General features: G+C 37.2%; 18 protein-coding genes and 1 pseudogene. 14 read left to right on the forward strand and 5 right to left on the reverse strand.

Annotated features, from left to right (window positions below; genetic code table 11):
• Positions 1-2: 2 nt before the first annotated feature.
• Complete coding sequence (locus AC5NT5_RS01900) at positions 3-299, reverse strand: hypothetical protein (RefSeq protein ID WP_002958385.1); 297 nt, start codon at positions 297-299, stop codon at positions 3-5.
• A 161-nt stretch (positions 300-460) separates the two neighbouring features.
• Here AC5NT5_RS01900 and rpe point away from each other — a divergent pair, with 161 nt between their 5' ends.
• Genes rpe through trpS form a run of 3 tightly spaced genes read left to right on the forward strand, consistent with a single transcriptional unit; the run spans position 461 to position 2,846 of the window.
• The gene (rpe, locus tag AC5NT5_RS01905; RefSeq protein ID WP_182674135.1) at positions 461-1,144 is read left to right on the forward strand and encodes a ribulose-phosphate 3-epimerase; all 684 of its coding nucleotides are present in this window, start codon (positions 461-463) and stop codon (positions 1,142-1,144) included.
• On the forward strand, positions 1,144-1,809 hold the full coding sequence (locus tag AC5NT5_RS01910) for a phosphoglycolate phosphatase (protein ID WP_024606487.1): 666 nt from the start codon (positions 1,144-1,146) through the stop codon (positions 1,807-1,809). Before rpe ends, AC5NT5_RS01910 begins: the two co-directional genes overlap by 1 nt.
• Positions 1,810-1,841: 32 nt before the next feature.
• Positions 1,842-2,846, forward strand: coding sequence for a tryptophan--tRNA ligase (trpS, locus tag AC5NT5_RS01915; RefSeq protein ID WP_002958388.1), 1,005 nt, complete (start codon positions 1,842-1,844; stop codon positions 2,844-2,846).
• Between the two features lie 114 nt (positions 2,847-2,960).
• Here trpS and AC5NT5_RS01920 read toward each other — a convergent pair whose 3' ends face one another.
• Together AC5NT5_RS01920 and AC5NT5_RS01925 are read right to left on the reverse strand one after the other, a co-directional pair.
• Positions 2,961-3,881, reverse strand: coding sequence for a TraB/GumN family protein (locus AC5NT5_RS01920; RefSeq protein WP_494513261.1), 921 nt, complete (start codon positions 3,879-3,881; stop codon positions 2,961-2,963).
• Positions 3,882-3,917: 36 nt separating this feature from the next.
• Complete coding sequence (locus AC5NT5_RS01925; protein ID WP_154903930.1) at positions 3,918-4,283, reverse strand: hypothetical protein; 366 nt, start codon at positions 4,281-4,283, stop codon at positions 3,918-3,920.
• A 282-nt stretch (positions 4,284-4,565) separates the two neighbouring features.
• Between AC5NT5_RS01925 and AC5NT5_RS01930 the strand changes: the two genes are divergently transcribed.
• Positions 4,566-6,707: a winged helix-turn-helix domain-containing protein gene (locus AC5NT5_RS01930; RefSeq protein WP_494513262.1), complete on the forward strand. Its 2,142-nt coding sequence runs from the start codon at positions 4,566-4,568 to the stop codon at positions 6,705-6,707.
• A 405-nt stretch (positions 6,708-7,112) separates the two neighbouring features.
• On the opposite strand, the gene uvrA is transcribed toward AC5NT5_RS01930, so the two are convergent.
• Positions 7,113-9,938: an excinuclease ABC subunit UvrA gene (gene uvrA / locus AC5NT5_RS01935; RefSeq protein WP_494513263.1), complete on the reverse strand. Its 2,826-nt coding sequence runs from the start codon at positions 9,936-9,938 to the stop codon at positions 7,113-7,115.
• Between the two features lie 162 nt (positions 9,939-10,100).
• Here uvrA and AC5NT5_RS01940 point away from each other — a divergent pair, with 162 nt between their 5' ends.
• The 5 genes and pseudogenes from AC5NT5_RS01940 to AC5NT5_RS01960 all read left to right on the forward strand — a co-directional run bounded on the left by AC5NT5_RS01940 (position 10,101) and on the right by AC5NT5_RS01960 (position 17,541).
• Positions 10,101-11,468: an MFS transporter gene (locus tag AC5NT5_RS01940; RefSeq protein ID WP_149602041.1), complete on the forward strand. Its 1,368-nt coding sequence runs from the start codon at positions 10,101-10,103 to the stop codon at positions 11,466-11,468.
• A 20-nt stretch (positions 11,469-11,488) separates the two neighbouring features.
• On the forward strand, positions 11,489-12,217 hold the full coding sequence (ssb, locus tag AC5NT5_RS01945) for a single-stranded DNA-binding protein (protein ID WP_494513264.1): 729 nt from the start codon (positions 11,489-11,491) through the stop codon (positions 12,215-12,217).
• Between the two features lie 261 nt (positions 12,218-12,478).
• Positions 12,479-15,208 carry a response regulator gene (locus tag AC5NT5_RS01950; RefSeq protein ID WP_494513265.1) on the forward strand — a complete coding sequence of 910 codons (2,730 nt, stop codon included), beginning with the start codon at positions 12,479-12,481 and terminating at the stop codon, positions 15,206-15,208.
• 182 nt (positions 15,209-15,390) lie between these two features.
• A pseudogene (locus tag AC5NT5_RS01955) lies at positions 15,391-15,672 on the forward strand (NADPH-dependent FMN reductase); the annotation flags it as partial.
• A gap of 180 nt (positions 15,673-15,852) precedes the next feature.
• Positions 15,853-17,541: an EAL domain-containing protein gene (locus AC5NT5_RS01960; RefSeq protein WP_154904140.1), complete on the forward strand. Its 1,689-nt coding sequence runs from the start codon at positions 15,853-15,855 to the stop codon at positions 17,539-17,541.
• Between the two features lie 3 nt (positions 17,542-17,544).
• Here AC5NT5_RS01960 and AC5NT5_RS01965 read toward each other — a convergent pair whose 3' ends face one another.
• Entirely contained in the window at positions 17,545-18,453 is a 909-nt protein-coding gene (locus tag AC5NT5_RS01965; protein WP_154904141.1) for a 1-aminocyclopropane-1-carboxylate deaminase/D-cysteine desulfhydrase, read from the reverse strand.
• Between the two features lie 77 nt (positions 18,454-18,530).
• Here AC5NT5_RS01965 and AC5NT5_RS01970 point away from each other — a divergent pair, with 77 nt between their 5' ends.
• Genes AC5NT5_RS01970 through mshL form a run of 5 tightly spaced genes read left to right on the forward strand, consistent with a single transcriptional unit; the run spans position 18,531 to position 22,685 of the window.
• The gene (locus AC5NT5_RS01970) at positions 18,531-19,454 is read left to right on the forward strand and encodes an MSHA biogenesis protein MshI (protein ID WP_101163202.1); all 924 of its coding nucleotides are present in this window, start codon (positions 18,531-18,533) and stop codon (positions 19,452-19,454) included.
• A complete protein-coding gene (locus AC5NT5_RS01975; protein ID WP_223231636.1) occupies positions 19,451-20,050 on the forward strand; it encodes a PilN domain-containing protein in 600 nt (199 codons plus the stop codon). Before AC5NT5_RS01970 ends, AC5NT5_RS01975 begins: the two co-directional genes overlap by 4 nt.
• A complete protein-coding gene (locus AC5NT5_RS01980; protein WP_154904142.1) occupies positions 20,047-20,742 on the forward strand; it encodes an agglutinin biogenesis protein MshJ in 696 nt (231 codons plus the stop codon). Before AC5NT5_RS01975 ends, AC5NT5_RS01980 begins: the two co-directional genes overlap by 4 nt.
• On the forward strand, positions 20,720-21,043 hold the full coding sequence (locus tag AC5NT5_RS01985) for an agglutinin biogenesis protein MshK (protein WP_154904143.1): 324 nt from the start codon (positions 20,720-20,722) through the stop codon (positions 21,041-21,043). Before AC5NT5_RS01980 ends, AC5NT5_RS01985 begins: the two co-directional genes overlap by 23 nt.
• The gene (gene mshL / locus AC5NT5_RS01990) at positions 21,027-22,685 is read left to right on the forward strand and encodes a pilus (MSHA type) biogenesis protein MshL (RefSeq protein WP_154904165.1); all 1,659 of its coding nucleotides are present in this window, start codon (positions 21,027-21,029) and stop codon (positions 22,683-22,685) included. The genes AC5NT5_RS01985 and mshL overlap by 17 nt, the downstream gene beginning before the upstream one ends.

Genomic DNA, 22,685 nt, shown 5'->3' on the forward strand with positions numbered 1-22,685 from the left:
ATTTAAAATAAAGGTTTTAAAGAAGGAGCGTTTTTAGAATCTTCAGAACTAGTAAGTAGTTCCAGTAAATCAAGGTAATGAAACTGAGCACTACGGCTATCGCCAGTTAACCACGAAAACCATGATGACTCTTCTTCAGCTTTAATACACGCAGTTAAAGTGTTTTGAGCACTTACCACTTGTGTATTATGACAATTACTCACTGAGCTTAATTCTTGCTCAGAGCTTGAACCAAAGCTAAACGCCCCGATAAGCAGTAATGCCGACGCAATTAATATCCCAATTTTAAAAGCACGCATGATGAAATCCAATAATTTGTTACTTTTTTAATCATAGCAAATACTGGTTAAATATCAAACTTAAAGTTACCTAAAATGGGGGCTATTACGCCATATTACTTGGGTAACATCTTCAATTAAGTTACATTAACGCAATACACTATTTATTGATGGAGTTAATCATGTTTAACCCAGAGCAAAAATATTTAATAGCCCCTTCTATTTTGTCTGCTGATTTTGCAAAGCTAGGCGAAGATGTTGATAAAGTTCTCGAAGCGGGTGCTGATGTGGTTCACTTTGATGTAATGGATAATCACTATGTACCTAATCTCACAATTGGTCCTATGGTGTGTAAAGCACTAAGAGATTACGGTATTACAGCACCTATCGACGTACATTTAATGGTTAAGCCTGTAGATAGCATAATACCTTTATTTGCTGAGGCTGGTGCTTCTATTATTACTTTTCATCCTGAAGCCAGCGAGCACGTCGACCGTACAATACAGTTAATTAAAGATCACGGTTGTAAAGCAGGCTTAGTGTTTAACCCAGCAACAAGCCTAAGTTATTTAGACCATGTTATTGATAAGCTAGATACTATTTTACTAATGTCGGTAAATCCTGGGTTTGGCGGGCAAAGCTTTATCCCTCATACGCTTGAAAAATTACGCCAAGCAAAACAGCGTATTATTGAATCAGGCCGAAATATTCGCTTAGAGGTTGATGGTGGTATTAAAGTCGATAATATTGCAGCAGCGGCTCGAGCGGGTGCTGATATGTTTGTTGCAGGTTCAGCTATTTTTAATCAACCTGATTACAAAGTGGTGATTGATCAAATGCGTGAGCAGCTTGGAAGTGTTAAGTAATGAAGTACGATGTCGCTTTATTTGATTTAGATGGTACTTTGGTTGATAGCGTTTACGACTTGTATATCGCTATTAATTTAACCTTGAGCGATTTTGCTTTTCCTATTGTTAGTCAACGCTTGGTTGAAAGTTGGATTGGTAATGGGGTTGAAGTCCTTGTTAAACGCGCTTTGAGTGGCGATATGCAAGTGAGTGAAAATTTAGATGAGTCACTTAGTGGCAAAGCAATATTACAGTTCTATAAGTATTATGAACAGCAAGTTGGTGAGTATAGTGTTTTGTACCAACATGTAGAAACAGGGCTTGCAGCACTTCGCGGTATGCCTAAAGCATTAATCACTAATAAGTCTCGAATTTTTACAGAGAAACTACTCGAAAAATTGGCACTAACGAGTCATTTTGATGTGGTTGTATGCGGTGACGACATGGCAAAAAAACCATCGCCAGAACCATTGCTATTTGCCTGCAAAAAACTAAATGCGGAGCCTAATAAAGCAATAATGATAGGTGATTCTAAAAGCGATATACTTGCAGCTAAAGCCGCTAATATAGACGTAATTGCACTTAGTTATGGCTATAACCAAGGTGAAAGTCTTGAGGATTATAATCCGCAGTACCTATGCGATAACTTCTTAGATATAATACCTGTTCTAACGCAGCGTTAAATATTATTCATTAAGCAAAATAAAGGAAAATCATGAGTAAACCAGTAGTTTTAAGCGGCATTCAGCCAACCGGTGGTATGACAATAGGCAACTATGTTGGCGCTATTAACCAGTGGCTAAAGTTACAGGAAGACCACGAAAGTTTCTTTATGTTAGTAGACTTACACGCTATTACGGTTCGCCAAGAGCCTGAACTACTGCGCTCTCGAGTGTTAGATGGTATTGCTCTTTATGCGGCATGTGGCATTGATCCAGAAAAATCTGCGTTATTTGTACAATCGCAAGTACCTGAGCATGCACAATTAGCGTGGGTATTAAATTGTTACGCGCAAATGGGTGAGCTTAATCGAATGACTCAGTTTAAAGACAAGTCATCTAAGCACGCAAATAACGTAAACGTGGGCTTATTTTCATATCCGGTATTGCAAGCTGCAGATATTTTATTATACCAAGCTGATCAAGTACCAGTAGGGGATGATCAAAAGCAACACTTAGAGCTGACTCGCGATATAGCCACACGCTTTAATAATTTATATGGCGACGTATTTAAATTACCAGAGCCGTACATCCCTGAGTTTGGTGCACGCGTAATGAGCTTGCAAGATCCACTTAAAAAAATGTCTAAGTCTGACGAAAACCCAAATGGTTACATCATGTTATTAGATGAGCCTAAGCAAATTGTGAAAAAGCTTAAAAAAGCAGTAACTGATTCAGATGAACAAGCACGTATTTATTTTGATCGCACAGAAAAGCCTGGCGTATCAAACTTGCTTACTTTATTGAGTGTTGCAACTAAGCGCTCAATTGAAGACCTAGTTCCTGAGTATGAAGATAAAATGTATGGCCATTTAAAGAAAGATACAGCAGATGCAGTTGTAAATATGATTGAGCCTATTCAAGCACGCTTTAAAGAGATCAGAGAAGATCAAAACCTACTTGATGGCATAATGAAGTCAGGTGCTGAAAAAGCAAGTGTACGTGCTGAGAAAACATTGAAATCGGTATACGATGCGCTTGGTTTTATTCCTCGCGGGTAAGTTTATTAAAATAAAAAATGCCGCTTGTTAGCGGCATTTTTTATATAGCACATATCAACATGATGGACCCAAATAGAAACAGTAGCGATATAGCTAGTTTGTCTGTTTTATCCATTATTCAGCCCCTCTTACTTTTATATCTGCCGTGCTATTAATATCAACTAAAGAAACTTTATAGCCCTTGTTTTCAAGTAAGGTAAGCAAACTATCTTGTCCTGCAAGATGGGCAACTCCAACAAGTACAAACTCATTTTTGTCGTTGTTAAACATGGCTTCTACTTTTGGTAACCAATCATTATTTCTATCTGTAATGATTTGTTTGTAGCTATTCGGATCATTTTGCTGCATATCTTCAAGTGCTACTTTATTTAGGGTGTCTGTATCACCTTTGCGCCAGGCAGCTAAAAGTCCTTTAAACATATCACCATAGTTGTGAAGCTCGGCTAAGTTACGTTTAATGAAATCGTTTTCGTTGCCTTGACCCATTGTTTTAAAAAGCTCTAACTGAAATTCCATTGTTTCTAAGTAATTTTTTGTTTTGTTATCTTCAGTCGCTTTTTTAGTAAAGTAAGCATCAACCCCTTCACCCATTAAATTTTGCTTTTGAAACTCCAACGACATTAAGACAATACTAACCATAGCAGGGCGAAAGCCCTCTAACTTAGCGAGGTTAGCGCCAAACTCGTTAAGCTTATTTTCAAGTGATGCCTTAATCTCGGGTTCAAGTTTTTCACTTAACGTTTCGTTATTTGTATACGATAGTGCGCCTAACATTTGCATTTGTGCATTGGTGTCGGCTGGGTCAGGTAACGGTGCTTCTAAAATAATCGTATCTGCTTGTTCATAAGCATGGTTAAACTCAGCGGGTAGTGGCATTTCGGCTTTAGGTAGTATGTGAACTGTACCGCCAATAAATAGCGAGTCATTACCATTGCTTACTTGCCATACAGAACTTTGAGCCTGTGCTGTATTTGCTAAAAGACTACAGCTAAGTAATACGCTGGCAGATACTAATTTTTTTGTAAATTTTTTCATGAGAATTCCTTTATGTAACTTTTAATTTTATTGTTTTTAGTTCGATAACACAGTGCTGAAATATGCAGTGATTGAGGATGTTACCTTTGAAAGGTTTTTATCAATTTGCGAGTTTATTTTGCTCATTGAAGAGTCAAGCTCAGCTGATATTTTTTCATCTATCGAAGAAAGTAACGTTTGTGTATCAACATTACTTTTTAAAGACTCAGTGGCGTCTATGTTGTTTGTTTCTTGCTGCTTTTTATTAACTGGGTTAATCGCCTCTACGCTTTCACCAATTATGCATTGATTAAAATTGCTTTGAACGTTGTGTTGTTTAGCGTCAGCTGCAATAACTGAAGTTGTATTAAAAGCAGTTGCTAGTAGTAAAGCCGGTAGTACTTTTTTCATTGTGCTATTCATAATTAAACCTTTTATATTTTTAATTGCAGCCAATTTAGAATCACAAATGATTTTTTACTGAGCTGCTTGTTGATGACGGTTTAAAGAATATCGCTGAATTTATTGAGAGTCGCTTATCTAGTTATGAGCAATTAATAGATAAGGTTTTTAAATTAAATAATTGTTTTAATTTAGAGGGTTAGCCTTAAACCTTATAATGCTAATATAAGGTTTAAAATGCTTTTTCTATAAAAGAAAGTGTAGATGTGATACGGTTTATAAAAATAAAAATACGTAAAGACTATGAATTATCAAATCGGACCTTGGCAATTTATTAGTAATCGCTGTGTGATTACTTCAAACCATTTAGAAAGGGAATTAGATCCACTTTTAGTAAAGCTATTACTTCACTTTATAGACAAGCCTCAACAAATTGTTTCCCGCCAAGAGCTTATTGAGAGTGTGTGGCAACAGAGCTTTGTTGATGATAATGCGATTAACCGTGCAATCTCAGAGTTAAGAAAGCAGCTTGCCCACCCAATTGAAAAAGCGCCGCTTTTAAAAACGCATTACCGTAAAGGATATAGCCTAACAGTAATACCTGAGCGTTTAACGCAAGCAAACGTTTTGAAAGAGCCTGTAAACATTTTGCCTGACTCACCGGGTATTTCTGCCAAAAATGAAGAGATAGCTACTGCAACTACTTCTCAACCAGTTCAAAAAAAGAATAGTAAAAATTTTTTGATTTATTCTTTACTCGTCATTATTTGCCTGTGCTCTTTAGTATGGTTTGGGTTGTTTTTTATTAATGCACCTTCTAGCGAAAAGATTAACCAGATCACGGTTAATAAGGTAGCAAGCACGTGGAATATAGGCAGTGAGGTTCACCCTGAGATGTCCTCAGATAAACAATATTTAGCTTATACAAATGTTGAACCTGAAAATGACATAATGCATGCATTTGTAAAGCGACTATCTGATCAAAGGGAGGTTGAAATTACCTATCCTGGCTTTCAAGTATCTATTTTATCGTGGCAGTTAAATCAGCACGCAGTGCTTATACAAGCTACAAACTTAAAACAACAGCAGTGCGAAATGGTACTGGTTGATTTAAGCCAGTTTCCTATTGTTGGTGAGGCTACATTAATTAAAAAGTGTGACCTTAGATACACCGGCTACGCACAAGTAGACGAAAATAGTGAATATATTTATTACACTGAATATAAAAATGAGCAAGATGGCTCAGGTTTATATAAATTTGATTTAGAGTTACAAAAAGAGTCCATTGTTATTCCACCACCAGGTGTAATGTATGGCGTAATAATGCCGCGCTTATCTTCTTCAGGTAATAAAATAGCATATATACTTAGTCAAAAAGGTCAGCCTTTTTCGGTGTTCAGCTACGACTTTTCTACGCGTGAGACTAAGCGGTTATTTAAAGCAAACAAAAGTATAATTAGCTTCGCGTTTGACTGGCTTGCAGACGATAAAGGCGTGATTGTTTTTGAAGACTCTGACCTTTCAACCATTGTGTTTGATGAAAATAATATTATTAAACGCACACTAACGGTTACCCCAGCAATTTCACCTTATTATATTGCAGTTCAATCTGCTAATAGCCTCTTTTACTCAGCAAATAAAACACAAGCATTTTCGTTAATTAAAGCGACTAATCTTTTTAGCGATGTTCCTGAGTATGAAGCACTCTACAAAAGTGATGAAGACGACTACCACATTGTAGAAGTCATTAATGAGAAAGGGCCAGCGCATATTTTTGTATCCGAGCGCTCTGGCAGCAGTCAGTTGTGGTTATCTCAAAATGGACTTACAAAGCAACTTAGTAACTTTACTTATGAAGGGAAATCTACCTTTGCTATTGGCGGGCTAAGAGTATCGAGTAAGCAAGATCGTGTTTTATTAAGAGTTAATAGCGATATTGCATTTTTTGACGTTATGTCGAACAAACTCTATACCATAGCTGAGTTTAAAGGGCGAAAAATACTAAACTATGTATGGTCTAAAGATAATGAAAGTATAATTTATTTAGAGCGAAGTGGTTCAGAAAACCTATTTGCTCAGTTTAATTTATTAACGCGAGACACAACTATATTAGAGGATATTAAAGCCAACAAATTAATTTCAGGCGCTGACGGTACTAATTATGCAATTACTAATAATCAGTTAATTAAACTATCAAATAAACAGAGTTGGGAATTACCCAAAGACGCGCGACAAGCACAACTTTTTGCTATTAATGGTAATTACCTCTACTACTCTGATGCTATTTCAAGAGTTGCTCGGCTTAATTTAGAAGATAAAACAGTAAAAGATGTGCACGTGGATTTTAAACCTGTCGCATTTTTTATTAGTGATAACAATCAAGTTTTCTTTACAGAATCAAAATATAAAGACATGCAAATAATACAGATAAGTTGGAATGACTAGGGTCTGTTTATCTTTCAAGGTTAAATTTGCAGCAGTGTGTTGTTTTTCTTTAATAACATTTTCGATTGTTATACCAATTCGCTTAATTAAATAAGCTATTTTGAGGCTGGAAAAACGTGTTGGTAGCTAGGCAAAAAATTCGCTATTTAGTTGTTCTCGGCAATAGCTCCTGCATTGCTCTACCTTCTGCATCCATGCAGTCGCAAATGAGAATTTTTTAACACAGGTAGCGACACGTTTAGCCCCGCAAAATGATTAAGTATTATTGCGGATTGGTATTATGTTGATAAAAGAAAAATTAGAGCCAAAAAATAGCGAGAAGTGAATCTTCTCGCCATTTTTAATTAAGTGTAATCTCGAGGGTTAAATAACTTTAATGACGATTGATTTGTAACAACCGAACCTCTATTTATTTAATAGAGGTTTTAAGTAATGCCCAGTATGTGAACGCTCACACTCAGCTACTTCTTCTGGCGAACCTGCAATGAGTATTTCACCACCGCCAGCACCGCCTTCAGGTCCTAAATCAATAACCCAATCTGCTGTTTTAATTACATCGAGGTTGTGCTCAATAACCACAATGGTGTTACCGTGATCGCGCAGGCGATGTAATACAACAAGCAGTTGTTCAATATCGGCAAAATGTAGGCCGGTTGTGGGCTCATCTAATATGTAGAGTGTTTTACCTGTATCACGTTTAGAAAGCTCACGGGCAAGTTTTACACGCTGAGCTTCACCACCTGAAAGCGTGGTAGCGGCTTGACCTAAACGAACATACGATAAACCAACGTCCATTAAAGTTTTAAGCTTTCGGGCAATAGCCGGTATTTTATCAAAATACTCATGCGCGTCTTCAACAGTCATCTCAAGCACTTGGTGTATGTTTTTACCTTTATATTGTACTTCGAGCGTTTCGCGGTTATAGCGTTTGCTCTTACATACATCACACGGTACATACACATCAGGTAAAAAGTGCATTTCAACTTTAATTAAGCCGTCACCTTGGCACGCTTCACAGCGCCCGCCTTTAACGTTAAAGCTAAAGCGACCTACTTTGTAGCCACGTGAGCGCGCTTCTTGTGTACCTGCAAATAATTCACGAATACCGGTAAATATACCGGTGTAGGTTGCCGGGTTTGAACGTGGAGTACGACCAATCGGACTTTGATCAATATCAATCACTTTATCAAAATGATCTAAACCGCTAATTGATTTATACGGTGCCGCTTCGGCAGTGGTTGCGCCATTTAGCTCTGTATGAGCCAGTTTAAATAAAGTGTCGTTTATTAGCGTTGATTTACCCGAGCCCGATACACCCGTCACACAGGTCATTAAACCAAATGGGATTTTTAAATCCACATTTTTAAGATTATTACCCGTTGCGCCAAATAGCTCTAGCCATTTGTCGTTCGTTGGGTGACGTTCTTTTGGTATTTCTATTTTACGTACGCCTGATAAAAATTGGCCCGTAACAGACTCTTTGCTTGCTAAAATATCGTCGCGTGTGCCTTGTGCAATAATATGCCCACCATGAACACCCGCACCTGGACCAATATCAATAATATGATCTGCAGCACGAATAGCATCTTCATCGTGCTCTACCACAATAACGGTGTTACCTAAGTCGCGTAAATGGACCAGTGTTTGTAGTAAGCGGTCGTTATCACGTTGATGTAGCCCAATAGATGGCTCATCTAGTACGTACATTACGCCTACAAGACCGGCACCAATTTGACTGGCTAAGCGGATACGCTGAGCTTCACCACCTGATAATGTATCGGCGCTGCGCTCAAGTGATAAGTAATTTAGGCCAACGTTAATTAAAAACGATAAACGGTCGCGAATTTCTTTTAATATTTTTTCAGCTATTTGGCCTTTTTGTCCGGTTAACTCTAAACCTTCAAAAAATTCCATGGCTTCACCAATACTCATGCATGTGATTGCAGGTAAGTTGGTTTGTCCAATAAATACATTTCGAGACTCTTCGCGTAAGCGCGAGCCATGACAGCTAGGACACGCTTGGCTTGTTTGGTATTTAGCAAGTTCTTCGCGTACAGAGTTTGACTCGGTCTCGCGGTAGCGGCGATTCATGTTGTTTAAAACGCCTTCAAACTCATGGTTACGCGTAATTAAATCGCCACGGTCGTTACGGTAATTAAATGCAATTTTAGTGCTACCAGAGCCATCTAAAATAATTTTTTTCGATTCGCTATCTAAATCTTGATAAGGCACGTCTAAATCAAAGTTGTAATGATCCGCAACCGCTTGCAGCATTTGATAGTAATAAAAGCTGCGTTTATCCCAGCCTTTAATTGCACCGCCAGCAAGGCTTAATTCCGGGTTATGCACTACGCGATTAGGATCAAAATATTGACGAATACCTAAGCCATCACAGGTTTGGCACGCACCAGCAGGGTTATTAAACGAAAACAAACGCGGTTCTAGCTCAGTCATTGCATAGCCACAAGTAGGGCAGGCAAAATTTGCTGAAAATAGAATCTCTTCAGCGCTGCTATCGTCCATGTATGCTACATGTGCAACGCCATTAGACATTTCAAGTGCTGTTTCGAACGATTCTGCTAAGCGTTGTTGTAAGCCATCTTTTACTTTAAATCTGTCTACAACAACTTCTATTGTATGTTTTTTATGAAGCTCAAGTGTTGGAGGATCAGACAAGTCACATACTTCACCGTCTATACGGGCGCGAATATAACCTTGGCTGGATAGCTGTTCTAATAACTTAACATGCTCACCTTTACGCTCTTTTACTATTGGCGCAAGCAGCATTAATTTACTGCCCTCAGGCAGTGCCAAAACAGTATCTACCATTTGACTAACGGTTTGCGCAGCAAGTGGTAAATCATGTGTAGGACATCGTGGTTCGCCAACGCGGGCAAACATAAGTCGTAAATAATCGTAAATTTCGGTAATAGTACCTACGGTTGAACGCGGGTTATGAGACGTTGACTTTTGCTCAATAGAAATGGCAGGTGAGAGGCCTTCGATGTGATCCACATCAGGCTTTTCCATGAGCGATAAAAATTGTCTTGCGTACGCAGAGAGTGATTCAACATATCGGCGTTGTCCTTCTGCATAAAGCGTATCAAATGCAAGTGATGACTTCCCCGAACCAGATAGACCCGTAATAACTATTAATTTATCACGTGGGATGGTTAGGCTGATGTCTTTTAAATTGTGCGTTCGGGCGCCTCGGACTTCAATGTTTTCCATGCTATCTCGTTTGTTACCAAAATTATTTACTCAGTATCGCATAATACGAAGCAATATTAATCCTTGATCAATGAAAAATCCTTACTTATAGGCGATTAATTATTGCCAAGCTTATGGTAGAATCCCAACCTCAATTTTTCATAGAGTAAGATCACGCAGATAATGACCGCATCTTCACTTAATTCACGAGAAAAACGCGCCGCTGTATCACTAGCGAGTGTGTTTGCATTTAGAATGCTCGGCTTGTTTATGCTGATGCCTGTATTGGCTATTTATGGACAATCGCTTGAAGGTTTTTCGCCTATTTGGATTGGTTTTGCCATTGGTGCGTATGGTTTAACGCAAGCTGTACTACAAATACCTATGGGTCGATTATCCGATAAGATTGGTCGTAAAAAGGTTATTGTTGGTGGCTTAGTTGTATTTGCTATTGGCTCTGTAGTTGCTGCATTAGCTGACTCTATCCAAATGGTTACCGTAGGCCGTGCTTTACAAGGTATGGGCGCAATAGCCAGTGCGCTACTCGCGTTTGCTTCAGATTTAAGCCGCGATGAGCAACGACCAAAAGTAATGGCCGTTATTGGTATGAGCATAGGAATGAGCTTTGCCTTTGCTATGTTACTTGGGCCAATTGTTGCCGCTTCATGGGGTATTGCAGGTGTATTTTGGTTGACTGCTATTTTAGCTGTCTTTGGTATATTTATAGTGACCATGCTAGTGCCAAAGGCGGTAAATAAAGCGCCCAAAGGCGATACATTAGCAAGCTTCAGCGACATTAAAAAATTAATTAAACACCCTCAGTTAGCACGATTAAATGCAGGTGTATTGTTATTGCATTTAACGCTAACCACAATTTTTGTGGTACTGCCGAGTCAATTAATTAAAGATGGCTTGGTTGCCGACCATCACTGGTATTTGTATATTCCAGTGCTATTTTTAGCATTTTTATTAATGGTACCAATAATGATTGTGGCCATTAAAAAAGAGAAAGAAAAACAAGCATTTATTGGCTCGGTAGCCTTGTTAACTATTAGTATGTTAGCAATGTCGGTATGGGTTAATAGTGTAGTAGGCATTGCTGTGTGTATGCTGCTTTATTTTGTGGCGTTTAACTTTTTAGAAGCCACTATGCCTGCGCTTGTATCGCGAATAGCACCTGCAAGCCAAAAAGGTTCAGCAATGGGAGGCTACTCATCTAGTCAGTTTTTAGGCGCCTTTTTAGGCGGTATGTTAGGTGGCTATGTAGCACAAACTACAACGACGCAAGCTGTGTTTGCGGCAGCGGCACTTGTTGGGTTAATATGGCTTATTATTGCGTGGAAAATGCAAGTCCCACCCAAAAGTAAAGTTATTAGTTTAATGACCAAATTAGATTCTGAAGAGCATGCTCAAGTACTTGCTTCTCAGTTAGTTGCTTTACCAGGTGTAATAGAAGCAACTGTAGTTCGCGATGAAAGTCGCAGCTATTTAAAGATTAATGATAAAGAATTTGACCTAGACCAAGCGCGTAAAGTCGCTGGTTTAATCTAACATTTATAGGAGATGGTTCCATGGCACGCGGTGTGAACAAAGTAATTTTGGTTGGTAATTTAGGGCAAGATCCTGAAGTTCGTTATATGCCTAACGGTAACGGTGTAGCAAATATTACCCTAGCAACTTCGGATAGCTATAAAGATAAGAACACTGGCCAAATGGTTGATAAAACTGAGTGGCACCGTGTTGTATTTTTTGGCAAGTTAGCTGAAATTGTTGGTGAATATTGTCGTAAAGGTTCACAAATTTATGTTGAAGGTAAACTTCAAACTCGTAAGTGGACCGATCAACAAGGCCAAGAAAAATACACTACAGAAATAGTTGTAGATGGCTTTACTGGTCAAATGCAAATGTTAGGCGCACGTGGTGGCGATCAACAAAGTGGTGGTTACCAAGGTAATCAATCACAAGGTGGGCAACAAGGTGGTGGTTACCAAGGTAATCAAGCGCAAAGTGCTCAACAAAGCGGTGGTTACGGTCAAAATAATCAAGGCCAAAATAACCAGCAACAAGGTGGTTATGCTCCACAACAGCAAGCAGCACCTGCAGCGCAACCTCAGTCAGCGCCTGCACCACAACAAAATAATCAATACCAACAACCGCAAGGCGGCGGCTTTGCACCACAACAAAATAGTGCACCGCAGCAGCAAGGTGGTTTCGCTCCTAAACCACAAAGTGCTCCGCAAGGTGGTGCATCAAACCCAATGGAACCAACCATTGATTTTGATGACGATATCCCATTCTAGTGTTCCAACCTTTACAGTGTAAAGATAATTAGATTCTTTACACTTTTTACTCTAAAACCAGTATTCGTACTGGGTTTTTTATGCGTATTGCGCTGTGATGATAATCCAAAAACTATCAATATAAGACCTCATTAGGCTGTAAAGTGAAATAGTATTGTTGGCAATGTTAAATTACAGTAAATTTTATCTTGTATTTAATTGATATATATATCGTTAATACTTACCATTAAACTACTTTCCCCTGATTACACAATGAGAAACATGAAAACTAATATCTTATTTTTATTTCTTGTTTTTCAATTCTTGAGCCTTAGTTCACACGCTCAAACTCCTTCAGACGTTACTCATATTTTATTTATAAATTCAACAAATCAAGATATGCCTTGGTATAAAAGTGTTGAGCTTGGACTGCGTACAGAGCTTAAAAAACGTTCTTTTAGTTATGAACTATTTGTCGAAAATATGGATGTAAATCGCTTTGATGAAGTTAATCAAAAGCAGTTAATGAAAGACTACCTCAAACAAAAATATAAAAATAAGCACATCGATATCATCGTTACTCAGTCGCCTTCTGCAGCGACGTTACTATCTCAATTAGACGATTTTTTTATAAATGCTCCACGAATATACTTAGAGCCAGGCGCCCAGTTTAATCTACCAAAAAAGACCAGCGGAGCTGTGATCCAAGCTAAATTAGATTATGCGCAAGCAACAGCAAATGCTGTTAATTTAATGAAACCTAAAAAATTGATCGTAATTTTAGATACAAAAAACGATATTGGTATGAGCTTTCATCGAGGACTATTTTCGGTTATTAACCGTGATTTTTCGTATTTAAATGTAGAAAAGTGGTTTGATCTTCCATTACCAGAATTACTAACCAGAGTAAGAAATGCCCCAGCGGATTCGATTATTTTATTTACCCCCATTTTTAGGCGTTACGATAATAAATCACTTAGTCCTTATCAGCTAGTAGAGCGATTAACAAAAGAAAGTCCGGCGCCAGTGTTTAGCTATTGGGAAGTGCTATTAGGCTCAGGTGTTGTTGGTGGGTATGTATTGTCGGGTGAAAAAATAGGTAAACGTATTGCCGATTCAATAGTTTTTTATAATGAAAATAAAGCGTTAAATGAAATTGGTGGTGAAGGGCTTAGTACATACTCATATGATTGGCGACAATTAAGTAAGTTTAATATTGCTCCGCAGAGCTTGCCAGAAGAGTCAATTATCTCTTATTACAAGCCAACTTACTTTGAGAAAAATAAAATATTAATTTACAGCGCTACTGTAATTATTTTTATTCTTAGCAGTTTTTTAGTTTTTGTTTTGTTTTTAAACCAACGCCGCATTCAACTTTTAAAAGAGCTTGATGAAGAAAAGCAAAGATTAGAGTCGCGCGTTGAAGAGCGCACTGAAGAGCTTTTGCACGCCAAGGAAGAAGCAGAGCATCTGACATCCGCTAAGTCTGAGTTTTTAGCAAATATGAGTCATGAGATTAGAACCCCTATGAGTGGGATTATTGGTTTGACTAATATTTTGCTCGAAAAAGGTTTACCTGGTGAGTATGGGCATTATTTAGATAAAATTAAATATTCCTCAGATCAACTCCTGGTGGTTATTAACGATATTTTAGACTTTTCAAAAATTGAGTCTGGAAACATTAACCTTGAAGAATTTCCTTTTTCTGTAAATTCGGTTGTTGATTATATCAAAGCAACCTTCAATGAATTGGCCCAAAGTAAAGGAGTCACATTTGATATTGTCATTGATGAGACAGTTAAGCTGGACTTAATCGGCGATGTAGTGCGAATAAATCAGGTGCTGTTAAATTTATGCTCTAACGCAATTAAATTCACCCCTCACGGCACTGTATCGGTTTTAATTGAGTCAAGAAAGTTATTAGACGATCCGCAAAGTGTTTGCTTATATTTTACAGTTAAAGACTCAGGTATTGGCATCGCTGAGGATAATCTTAGCAATTTATTTGAATCATTTACTCAGGCAGATAGTTCTACAACTAGGAAGTTTGGTGGTACAGGGTTAGGTTTAACAATTAGTAAGCGTTTATGCCAATTGATGGGTGGTGATATAACGGTACACAGCACTCAAGGTGTGGGTAGTGAGTTTGTTGCTTCGGTGGAAGTTAAATTGAACAACCAAGCGTTGATTGATGATACGCCTAACCTAATCTTTACTGATCCGTTTGATGTATTAATTATAGATGATAATGAAGAGGACCTTAAAGTAATTGAAAATCAGCTTACAGCTATGGGTTTAGCATGTACTGCGTGCTCGTCTGCTAAGCAAGCTATTGATATTATTGAACAGAATAAAGAAAAATTTAAAGTCATTATTGTCGATTGGATAATGCCAGCGATGAGTAGTGAAACATTTTTAACGCGTATTTATAATATTAATCCCCAGCTTTGCAATAATATAATTGTACTTACAAGGGATCATGAGGTTTTACTTAATGATGTGGCTAACAAAATAAATATAAACACAATTTTGCAAAAACCTGTTTATTCGAGTGTCTTGTATGAGGAGGTGAAAAGTAGAGTAGTCGGCTCTTTTCATGAAGTGCCTAAAGAAAATGCTGTGAGTGAACAGTCGCTGGCGGGTATTAGAGTATTAGTTGTGGAAGACAATTCAATCAATCGACTCATAGTTACCAACATACTAGAAAATAGCGGCGCTCAGGTTTACTTAGTTGATAATGGATTAGAGTGCATCCAAACAGTAAAATTAGAGTCGTTTGATATAATTTTAATGGATATTCATATGCCTATCATGGACGGTGTTGAGGCGACTCAAATTATTCGTAATGATAGTGATGAAACTATCGCAAATATTCCAATAATTGCCTTAACAGCTAATGTTATGAAAGATGATATTACACGATACTTATCTATTGGCATGAATGCTCATGTTGCAAAACCCATTAAAACGCAAAAACTACGTGAAACTATAATTCGCTGTTTAAATAAATAGTTGCGCTATACATATAATTTAATATTTTTATCAAATACCTACCGCAATCCCTTCCATTGGCTTGAGCCGATTTTTTAATAACTTAAAAAAATTTATAAAATAGAATTTGACTAACGTGTTTGTATGTGAAATTTCATACATTCGATTTTTCGTATATTCACTTGGCAAAGATTGAGTTATAAATGTTAGAAGTTAATGGGTTACCAAATACAAATAAAACACACAGTGTTGTTCCATACACTAAAAATTTTAATGTTAGTTTTTCTGAGCACAAACCTAAAATTTTATTGTTATATGGATCATTAAGAGCGCGTTCTTATAGCAAGTTGGTAATAGAGGAGAGTGCACGTTTATTAACGTATTTTGGTGCTGAGGTTAAAATTTTTAATCCTGAAGGTTTACCTCAAACTGATAGTGAAGATGAATCACACCCTAAAGTACAAGAGTTACGAGATTTAATGCTTTGTCGATGGCTTTCATCTATTTACAGAATAAAGGGCATAGCTGTTTATTTTTGTAAGCTCTCGTTTATTTGAGTGTTTTTTGTTTAGTGCTATTAATAAAAGTTTAAACTTTGTTTGCAACCTTGTGCTTCTATAGATATTGAACAACACTTTAGTTATTAATATAACGAGTGGCAGGCTATGCAAAAGAGTAAACTCTGGCTTTTAAAGTACTTCAAAGGTATCTCTTTTGTTCTGTTTCTGGTGATACTTATTAGTTTTAATTTCATTTTAAATGATGCATTACATCAAAAAGCACATGTTTCTGGGCAGCAGTTTGTTAAGCGTGTTTACGAATTAAATTTATCCCCCTCTATAAATAATGAAGTGTTGGTCGCATTAGCTAAAAATGAAGGCTTTAAGTTAGAGGTGCAAAATTCTTCAGATCACTTTAGGAACTTAGTCAATTTAGAACGCGAAGTTTTTACTTTTAAAACGTTAAGTTTGAGCCTTTATCACTATCCAGTGTGGGTAACACAAAGCTACTTATTTATATTTTTAAATTTGATTATATTAGGCGCTGCTAATTGGTCTTATCGCTGGTGGAGCCTGTTAAAAGTAAACCGTAAAGTAATGCTTAAAAATACAGTTATACAGCCGACTAAAATTATTCAACAAAGGCATAAAAATACTCAACTAATCGCACAGACAAAAAAATGTGATTTAAGTTCTTTGTATGGAGTTAATACTGCATCACATAACTTATTTTTACTTATTAAGTGTGATTGTAGCTTTAATAAAAAAACGGATATAGAAGCCAATTTTAAAGTCTTAATTACTAAAAAATTAGCCGAACTTAAAGGTGTGTCGGTAAAAATACTAAACTCTAATTACTTAGCGGTTACCTTACCAAACATTTCTATTAGCGAGTTGAATAGCTACGTTGAAAAGCTTCATAAAAATGTGTTTTTTATATGTCAAAATCATCAACAAAATATTACTCATAAAAATATTAAAATAGGTGCGTGTGATTATCAATTAGGCGCTGATCAAGTGGCGGTTTATAAGTTAGCAAAATCAGCACTCGTACTATCACAAAGCAGCCTATTGCAGCATTGCCACCGTTTAACGTTAAATAACTGCCAAGAAAAACACCTCTCTAGCAAACAGGTTATAGAAAACATTAAAAAGAATAAATTTATATTATTCTTTCAGCCTGTATTTGAACTCTCTAGTGGAGATATCCTGCAGCATGAAGCTCTTATTCGGGTTAGGCATAGCCAACTTGGTTTACTGGCCGCTCGTTATTTTATTAAACAGGTTTATAGTGATCAAGACGCTTTAATATTAGATAAAACTGTAATAACACAAGTCAAAAAGCTAATGCACAGTGAGTCTTCGGCTTTAACAGTTAGTGTAAATCTACACCCTAAAAATTGGTTTAATACTGTATTTTGGGAGTGGTTAGCCAATCAAATGGCAGAGCTTAAGTTAAATACTAAATTACAATTTGAAATAAGTGAGGCAGAATTTTTTACTTATAGGGAGTCGATAACTAATGCACTTAATGTTATTAAAAAAGGGCATTCACACATTGTGATTGATAATGTAAAAAGCAGTGAGAAAGTAGCCATGCTAGTTGATTATAACCAAGTATGTGGGCTTAAGTTATCTTACGAACTGGTTCATTTATTAGATGAAAAAACTCAAAGTCAAAAGAAAATAAAAAGGATAGTCGAAGCCGCTAGTCTTTTAAATCTACCCGTATACGCGGTGGGCGTAGAGACTCAAAAAGAGCTACTTACGCTTACCAAATTGGGAGTGGTAGGAGCTCAAGGTTTTTACTTTTCAGAGCCGCTTCAAGAGTTTACGCAAGCGGTATTTAATTAAGGTCTAAATTAACCCTCTATATTTAAGCCCATTTAAGCCTTGAAGCCCGCCGGTATGAACAGCAATAATTTTACTCCCAGATGGGAAATAATCTTGCTCAATAAGCTGCCACAATGCATACATCATTTTTCCGCTATAAATAGGCTCAAGTGGCAGATTATAAGTGTGACTCATGTCTTGGCAAAACTGCCATAACTCAGGTGAAAACTTACCATAGCCACCATCATGAAACTCTGTGAGTAACTGCCAGTTAGTTTGGTTATTAGCTTTAGCGCTCAGCTTTTTTATTTCTTCATTTAAATATTCAGCTTGTTTTAATACCGCTATACCAATAACTTGTGTTGTTGAAGCACTGCCTTCTATTAGTCCAGCAAGCGTGCCACCACTACCTGTAGGACAAACTAAGTAGTTATGTTCGGGTAAGCTTTGTACTAACTCTTGACACCCTAATAAAGCATGTTCATTTGTGCCACCTTCAGGGATGATATAAGCGTTTGGAAAACGCTCTTGCAGAGCATTAAGGTATTCAGTCTCGTGACGTTTTCGATACTCTATACGATTAACAACATGTAGGTTCATACCACAATGTTTTGCAAACAGAATTGTCGGATTGTTGTTATCAAGTTCTGGCCCGCGGATAATTGCATGAGTTGTTATATTAAATTCTTTTCCCGCAGCTGCGCAGGCGTGAATATGGTTTGAAAATGCACCACCAAAAGTCAGAAGTTCTGTCTTATTTATCTTTTGCATGTACGCTAAATTATATTTTAATTTACGCCATTTATTGCCACTTATTAACGGATGAAGCAAATCATCACGTTTTACACCTAAATAAATATTTCTCTTTTTTAGAAACGTTGTATCTATTTGTTGAATATGGTTATTTTCTTTTATTTTGAATGATTTATGCATATTTATTAGTTTTCAACTTGGCAAAATAATTAAAATGTACGACACTTGGTTAATACATAATTAACAATAGTAGCTATATGAAAGAAAAGCTGTTTTCTTGGTTAAATCGTAGTTTAGATCCTAATACAGCTATTGGTGTTGCAACGTATGCAGATACTGTTAACGCAGTATGTTTAAAAAAACAACGCGACCAATGGATGGTTCACAGTTCTCACAGTGTAAATGTGTCTGAGCAAACCGATTATACCGCTGCAATTGTTGCTTGTACAAATGAGGTTTCTACTGATATTTGTGCCGTTAATTTAGTCATACCGCACTACTTTTATCAAATAGTGCAAATGGATAAACCAAACCTTAGTGATGAAGAAATCATTCAGTCACTCCCTTGGACTACAAAAGATTTAGTTGATATAGCGCCTGAAAATATTGTGGCTGACTTTATCGATTATCCAATAACATTACCGATGCAAAGCAGCAAAATGAATGTGTTTATTACGAATAAGCTGCAACTACTTCCGTTTATAGACAGTTTTGAACAAACTAAACCTGTTTTGCGTGCAATGACCTCTGAAGAAATGGTTTTAGTTACCTTGTTTGGCTCATACAAAGAGGCGCATATGCTGATTGTGCAACATGCTAATCATGAACCTCGAATCTTAATTATTCGTGATGGGCAATTAGTATTAGCTAGGCGATTAAATGGTTTTTTAGGCATTTCTGATAAAGATCAAAATCAAGAATTGGTAGAAGCGTTAGGATTAGAAATTCAGCGTTCTATGGACTTTTTTGAAAGCCAGCTCAAGCAACCACCAATTCGCAGCATTCAGTTACAGTGCGATGATTTATCTTCATTAACTCTTAGAGCAGGGCTTGCAGAGTTTTTACAAGTAAAAGTTGTAGATTTTGAGCCTAACTTAGAATTAGCGCAGCAATTAGAGCCAAATTTTTATTATGCGCTTGGGGCAGCCTATCAATTAACAGATCCTGAGTCTGTGCTATGAAAACCCGGATTAACTTTTATCAAAAAACCTTACGCGTACGGCGAGACCCAGTCCCTTTGTCTGGAATGATCACGTTGTGGTTAGGTGCGCTATTAATTATTGCAATCACGTGGGCTTTTTACAGTTATAAAACATATTCTAGTGAGCTTGATTTAGAACAAAATAGGCAATACCTCAAACAAGGAAAAGCTCAGTTAGAAGTTGTAAAACAGCAGTTAGCAGAGAAACAAAATAAAACACTCTTTATTAATGAGCTAAAAACACTTCAGCAAGAGGTTTTGCACAAGCAGCAAATATTTAGCTATTTAGAGCAAAGTTCAGAGCAGTCTGCAACCGACTACGCTCAGGTAATGCACGATTTAGCTAAGTATCATGAACCTAATATTTGGCTGACCCACATTAAGTTTGTAGGGCAAAGTGTGACGCTTCAAGGTCAAACATCGCAATCAAAATTCTTACCAATTTGGTTTGATAATTTAAAACAGTCGCCATTTTTTATTGATAAAGAGTTTTCAGTTTTAGAGTTATCTACGCAAGCAGGTGTAAGTGAATTTAATGTAGCGACAGACCTTAGTGATGAGGGCGATAAACCATGAGCCAAACAACAAGTAGCCAGAATAATAAAAATAAAGGTTGGCCATTATGGGTCAAATACCAAGCTCAGTTTGCATCGCTGCAAAAACGTGAGAAGTATTCCACCTTATTTGTTGGTTTGTTTATAGTGATTTACCTCGGTCTTTGGTTCGTTATTTTTCCACAGCAAGATGAAGTTGCCAACATACGTTCAAAGCACAATACAACGCTGCAAGAGTTACAGCAGATAAATGCGCAACTCTCCATGTTAAACCAAGCACTAAACTACGACTACACTAAGGTTTTACGCGGCCAAATTGCACAAACCAGAGATGAATTAGCCGAAATAAATAATCAACTTAATAGTTTTAGCCAAGGCTTTGTAGCTGCTAAAAATGTACCTGCCGTTTTAAAAGATTTGCTTGTAGATAGTAGCGACGTAAAAGTGAGTAGCTTTAATGTAAAACCAGCACGGGCTATCGATGTAGAAAAACTAGGTGAACATGATACGCAAACATTATTTTTTGAGCATCAGATGGTAGTTACTTTGCAAGGTAGCTACTTTAGCTTACAAAAATATTTAGCCGCATTAAAAAACAATCAAAATAAGTTATTAATACAAGAGTTTAGTTATCAGGTACTAGAGTACCCTCAAGCTGAACTCGTCCTACATATAGCTACAGTGAGCGCTAATGAAAAATTTATCGCGTTATAGTATTTGTACTTTGGCTCTTTACATTATTGCGCCGAGTGCGCTTGCGCAACTTCGCGATCCGACTCAGCCAAATATGTTTGTGAGTAACAATAGTCCAGTTAAGCAAAGTACAGAACTTAAATTGCAATCTATTATTAAAAACAGTACAGCATTTAAGGCCATTATTTCAGGCCATATTTATCGAGTTGGTGATGCTGTAGATGATTTTCGGGTGCTAAGCATTAACTCAAAACAGGTTGTGTTAGCAAATGATGATAAACAAATAAAATTAGAATTATATGACTATGAAATTAAAAAATAATTTATCTCATCCGTGGCTTGTTCTTCTATTGTTACCTACATTTTTAACTGCGTGCCATAGCTTTAAACCAGGTAAAGAGGTTAAAAATCATATAGAGCAAGAGTTATCTGAAAGACCTACAGAGCCTAAAGTAATTGCGCCTTTACAAATGCCAAGCGAACTTACACAAAGCTTATTGTCATCTATAAATAATGAGCAAACTATAAGTGATGATTTATCTATCAAGCGTTTTGATGTTGCTGCAAATGATGTTGAAATAGGCGCCTTTTTTGCAGGCTTAACAGACGATACTCCTTTTAGTGTTGCTGTACACCCAGAAGTAAATGGCACAATTAGTTTAAACCTAAAAAGCGTTACTTTTAACGAAGTCATTGCTGTTATTAAGCGTATGTACCCTTTAGATATTGTAAATGAAGGGCGAATTGTACAAGTATTACCAGCCAAAATGCGCACAGAAACGATACCTGTAAATTATTTGATGATGCAACGTCATGGTCAATCTACAGTGAGTGTTGTTGCTGGTGGGGTTAGTCAGTTTGCACAAAGTGGCAATGGATCGAGTAGTTCAAATTCAGGCAGTGGTAACCAACAAAATAGTAGCTCTGGTGGTGACAACCAAAGCTTAGATTTAAATGGCTCTCGAATCCAAACAATTAATAAAAATGATTTTTGGCAAGAATTAGAAGTTGCTCTTAAGTCCTTAATTGGCGCAGGCGATGGGCGCTATGTTGTTGCAAGCCCACAAGCTAGTTTGGTTACAGTAAATGCATTGCCCAGTGAAATTAGTCAGCTCAAAGAGTTTTTACGTCAAAGCCAAGAAAACCTGCAACGCCAAGTTATTCTAGAAGCAAAAATAATAGAAGTAACTTTAAAAGATGAGTATCAACAAGGAGTTAATTGGGAGCGTATAGCCAGTGGTTTAGAAGGTGGGATTTCGTTTGCTACAACAGCGGGTTCTACAATTAGTAATAGTATTTCGGCTGCAATTGGCGGAGCGTCATCGCTAACCATTCAAAAAGGTGACTTTAACGGGGTTATTAATTTGCTAGAAACCCAAGGCGATGTGCAAATGTTATCTAACCCTCGGGTTACGGCTACAAACAATCAAAAAGCAGTTATAAAAGTAGGGCAGGACGAATATTTTGTTACTAACGTATCAAGTACGACGGTAACAGGTACTGCTACAACTACCTCGCCTGAGATTGATTTAACACCGTTCTTTTCTGGTATTGCCCTTGATGTAACGCCGCAAATTGACAAGTACGGCTCAGTCATTTTGCATGTTCACCCTTCAGTAACTGAAACAGAAGAGCAACTAAAGGTAATTACTTTAGACGATCAACGTTTTGAGTTACCTCTAGCGCAAAGCAACATTCGAGAGTCAGATACCGTTATTCGCGCTCAAAGTGGCGAAATAGTGGTTATTGGTGGCTTGATGCAAACGTCAACTCAGGATGAAGAATCTAAAACACCGGTGCTGGGTGATATCCCGCTATTTGGCAATTTATTCAAAAGTATTCGTAAACGCCAAGAGAAAAAAGAACTGATTATCTTAATCAAACCAACCGTTGTTATGCCCGACACTTGGAAAAAACAACAAGGTGAAAGCCGTCAGCTTTTAAAAACATGGTATGAAAACTAA

It is taken from the genome of Pseudoalteromonas sp. J2K-J599, assembly GCF_059295115.2.

What these genes read in the sequence shown, in the direction of transcription:
- AC5NT5_RS01940 (WP_149602041.1), top strand. Translation starts at nt 10,101, where the DNA reads ATGACCGCATCTTCACTTAATTCACGAGAAAAACGCGCCGCTGTATCA.
- AC5NT5_RS01960 (WP_154904140.1), top strand. Translation starts at nt 15,853, where the DNA reads ATGCAAAAGAGTAAACTCTGGCTTTTAAAGTACTTCAAAGGTATCTCT.
- trpS (WP_002958388.1), top strand. Translation starts at nt 1,842, where the DNA reads ATGAGTAAACCAGTAGTTTTAAGCGGCATTCAGCCAACCGGTGGTATG.
- AC5NT5_RS01965 (WP_154904141.1), bottom strand. Translation starts at nt 18,453, where the DNA reads ATGCATAAATCATTCAAAATAAAAGAAAATAACCATATTCAACAAATA.
- AC5NT5_RS01930 (WP_494513262.1), top strand. Translation starts at nt 4,566, where the DNA reads ATGAATTATCAAATCGGACCTTGGCAATTTATTAGTAATCGCTGTGTG.
- uvrA (WP_494513263.1), bottom strand. Translation starts at nt 9,938, where the DNA reads ATGGAAAACATTGAAGTCCGAGGCGCCCGAACGCACAATTTAAAAGAC.
- AC5NT5_RS01975 (WP_223231636.1), top strand. Translation starts at nt 19,451, where the DNA reads ATGAAAACCCGGATTAACTTTTATCAAAAAACCTTACGCGTACGGCGA.
- mshL (WP_154904165.1), top strand. Translation starts at nt 21,027, where the DNA reads ATGAAATTAAAAAATAATTTATCTCATCCGTGGCTTGTTCTTCTATTG.
- AC5NT5_RS01980 (WP_154904142.1), top strand. Translation starts at nt 20,047, where the DNA reads ATGAGCCAAACAACAAGTAGCCAGAATAATAAAAATAAAGGTTGGCCA.
- AC5NT5_RS01970 (WP_101163202.1), top strand. Translation starts at nt 18,531, where the DNA reads ATGAAAGAAAAGCTGTTTTCTTGGTTAAATCGTAGTTTAGATCCTAAT.
- rpe (WP_182674135.1), top strand. Translation starts at nt 461, where the DNA reads ATGTTTAACCCAGAGCAAAAATATTTAATAGCCCCTTCTATTTTGTCT.
- AC5NT5_RS01920 (WP_494513261.1), bottom strand. Translation starts at nt 3,881, where the DNA reads ATGAAAAAATTTACAAAAAAATTAGTATCTGCCAGCGTATTACTTAGC.
- AC5NT5_RS01950 (WP_494513265.1), top strand. Translation starts at nt 12,479, where the DNA reads ATGAAAACTAATATCTTATTTTTATTTCTTGTTTTTCAATTCTTGAGC.
- ssb (WP_494513264.1), top strand. Translation starts at nt 11,489, where the DNA reads ATGGCACGCGGTGTGAACAAAGTAATTTTGGTTGGTAATTTAGGGCAA.
- AC5NT5_RS01925 (WP_154903930.1), bottom strand. Translation starts at nt 4,283, where the DNA reads ATGAATAGCACAATGAAAAAAGTACTACCGGCTTTACTACTAGCAACT.
- AC5NT5_RS01900 (WP_002958385.1), bottom strand. Translation starts at nt 299, where the DNA reads ATGCGTGCTTTTAAAATTGGGATATTAATTGCGTCGGCATTACTGCTT.
- AC5NT5_RS01985 (WP_154904143.1), top strand. Translation starts at nt 20,720, where the DNA reads ATGAAAAATTTATCGCGTTATAGTATTTGTACTTTGGCTCTTTACATT.
- AC5NT5_RS01910 (WP_024606487.1), top strand. Translation starts at nt 1,144, where the DNA reads ATGAAGTACGATGTCGCTTTATTTGATTTAGATGGTACTTTGGTTGAT.